The following is a 2900-nucleotide window of genomic DNA, read 5'->3' as shown; positions in this document are numbered from 1 at the left end:
GCCAGCCACCAGGCTACCAGTGTCGTCAGCACGGTCGTGATGAAGCCGCCGGCCAGAAAGAAACTGAGTGGGGCAGCCAGGTAGAGGCGCACCTCGGCGGGGGAGGGCAGACCGTCTCCAAACAAAACCCAACTGACAATACGCGACAGGACGACGAGCAGCAGCAGTTCGGCCGCGCGGTAGATGCCCCGATCGACGCCGCGACTATCGGGGTGATGGAGCCAGGCGGTCGTATACACGCCCTCGAGCGCGGCGAAGAAACACAGCAGGGTCAGCATGGACCACGGCTCTTCCGGCGCGCCCAGCTGGACGATGACTAGCAAGGCCACGGCCGGCGCGGTAGCCATAACGGCCATGAGCACCGGCCGGATGAGCCGGCGCGTCCAGGGATCGACCTGAAAGGCCAGACGCGCGCCAGGGGGCGGGACACGTCGCTGCCGGGCCGCGGCGATCACCCCCTTGTTGCGAACTGGACGCCAACGGCGCTGGCTCATGCTCTCCCCCGTGGCGCACTCGTTGCCTGCCACTGGCCGCCCGCGCCCTGGCCTAACCGATTGAGAGCTGCCCTGCCGGTGATGTTGTAGGCCTGGAAGCCAAGCCGGCGTGCCCGCTCTCGCACCTGTCCAAAATTGGCGCTCGGTTCGATAGCGATCAGGATGGGATTGAAGCCGGCGCGCACCATCTGGTGCAGCGTATTGCAGGTACGTTCGTCCCCCTGGGCGGTAACAGCCAGGATGGTGACGCCCCAACTGAGTTGCAGGGTCTTCGTGGGCGCCCACTCATGGAATGGGATAGTCGCCCGCGTTTCCAACCGGGCGAGTTGTTCCAGCACCTTCATCAGATGGGCCCGTCCGTTGCGCGGCGGGATAGGGGGCGGTATGAGGCGCGTGTAGTTCGTGATCGGGCGGTCGTTGGTCGTTGGTCGTTGGTTAGTCGCCACGCTCGCTTTGTCCCCGACTCCTGTCGGGCCCACGCCTCCCCCGCTTCCCTGCTCCCCCGCGGCCACTGAAGGCTGCTCCCCCACGCCCAACCCCAACCGCCCCGTCACCTCATCGAATTGTCGCGCTTCTTCGTGCAGCCGTAACGGATCGACCCCATTCGATGTCAGTCCGACGGCCTGTCGCTGGTTGACCAGATGGGTCGCCAGCGAGGCGGCGACGACGACGGCCCACTCCGTCCAGTACAGCCGGTCGCGGCGTTCGTAGTCGGCGCTGTGGAGGTCGAGCAGAATGATGGTCTCCAGCGAGATGGCTGGCTGGAAGGTGCGCACGAGCATCTTCTGTGTATGGGCGCTGGCCTTCCAATTGATTTGGCGCAGCGAGTCGCCAGAGCGGAAGTCACGCACGCCCATCGGTCGCGCCGGGTCCTCGAATAGCCGCTGATGGCTGGCGATGGTACCAAACGGCAGCCGCGACGGCAGCCCGAGATGGGTCAGCGGCACGATGCGCGGATAGACGGTCAGATAATCCGGCGGCAGGAGGCCAACACGTGTCTTAGCCAGTCCGAATAAGTCACCGCTGGTGAGTCGCAGGGGGCCAAGCTGGTAGTAGCCGCGCTGCAAGCCCTTCACGTGGTAGGTGTGGGTGCTAGACTGCCGGCCACCCAGGGTGACGACGTGCTGCACCGACTCCTCCAGACGCAGTTCGGGCGGCACGCTTTCGTGGAACTGCACCCAGGGCAGCGCCAGCCGGCTTTTATTGCGCAGTAGGACGGTCACATCCACCGTCTCGCCCAGGAAGGCGCGCCGCCGGTAAGTCCGGCTGGCCTCCAACTGGCTCAGGGCGCGGGGCGCGAACCAGCGACTCCACAGAAACACGCCAACGAGCACGTACAGGATGTAGAAGATGAAGTCGACGCGCAGCAGGAAGGCGACGGCCAACAGCAGCACGACCAGCCAGGCGTAGGAGGACATCTAGCCCAACTCCCCGATGTCGAGCGGCGCTTCCTGCAGGATGCCGGCCACGATCTCGCGCACCGTGACGCCGCGCAGGGCGCTCTCCGGATGTACGAGGCAGCGATGAGAGAGCACCGGTTCGGCCAGCCGCTTGACGTCGTCGGGCAGCACGTAGTCGCGCCCTTGCAGCGCGGCGTGGGTCTGTGCCGCGCGGTAGAGGGCGTGGCTGCCGCGCGGGCTCGCCCCCAGTAGCAGGTCGAGGTGGCGGCGCGTGGCGAAGGTAAGCCTGACGATATAGTCGCGGACGGTGTCATCTACGTGCACTTCCCAGACCTGGCGCGAGAGAGTGGGGAGGCGCTGGCCGTCCACCACCGCCTCCAGCGTCTCGATGGGGTGGACGCCGCCCAGGTTCAGGAGCATCTGACTCTCGGTTTCTTCATTGAGATAGCCGAGTGTCAGCTTCATGAAGAAGCGATCGAGTTGCGCCTCGGGCAGGGGGAACGTGCCCTCATACTCGACTGGATTCTGGGTCGCCAGCACGAAGAAGGGACGCGGCAACGGTCGTGTTACGCCGTCCACCGTCACTTGCCGCTCGCCCATCGCTTCCAGCAGCGCCGACTGGGTGCGCGGCGTGGCCCGGTTGATCTCGTCGGCCAGTAGAATGTTGGTGAAGGCCGGACCGGGGATGAAGGTGAACGTCTGTTGCTGTAACTCGTAGACTGAGACGCCAGTCACGTCGTTCGGCAGCAGGTCAGGCGTGCACTGGAGGCGCTTGAAGTCAATGCCCAGACTGCGGGCCATAGCCCGCGCCAGCATCGTCTTGCCCGTGCCCGGCACGTCCTCCAGCAACACGTGCCCCTCGCACAGGATGGCGATCATCATCAATTCGAGCACGTCCCGCTTGCCGATGATGACGCGCTCCACGTTGTCCAGGACTTGGCGAGAGAACTCTTGAATGTCGTTCATAAGTCAAGAAGCATCCACAGATTGCACAGATGACACAGAT

3 protein-coding genes are annotated in these 2900 nt (G+C 64.9%); all 3 read right to left on the bottom strand.

The window, feature by feature from the left end; genetic code table 11:
• Positions 1 to 494: hypothetical protein (locus ACE3UY_RS09105; RefSeq protein ID WP_374687229.1), on the bottom strand; the 494-nt coding region annotated here is incomplete at its 3' end.
• Positions 491 to 1912, bottom strand: coding sequence for a DUF58 domain-containing protein (locus ACE3UY_RS09100; protein ID WP_374687228.1), 1422 nt, complete (start codon positions 1910 to 1912; stop codon positions 491 to 493). The genes ACE3UY_RS09105 and ACE3UY_RS09100, both read right to left, overlap by 4 nt.
• Entirely contained in the window at positions 1913 to 2860 is a 948-nt protein-coding gene (locus tag ACE3UY_RS09095) for an AAA family ATPase (RefSeq protein WP_374687227.1), read from the bottom strand.
• Positions 2861 to 2900: the final 40 nt, after the last annotated feature.

This window comes from Promineifilum sp. (SeqCode) (genome assembly GCF_041918635.1).
Taxonomy (GTDB): Bacteria; Chloroflexota; Anaerolineae; order Promineifilales; family Promineifilaceae; genus Promineifilum.
This window is presented reverse-complemented; position numbering and strand designations above follow the sequence as displayed.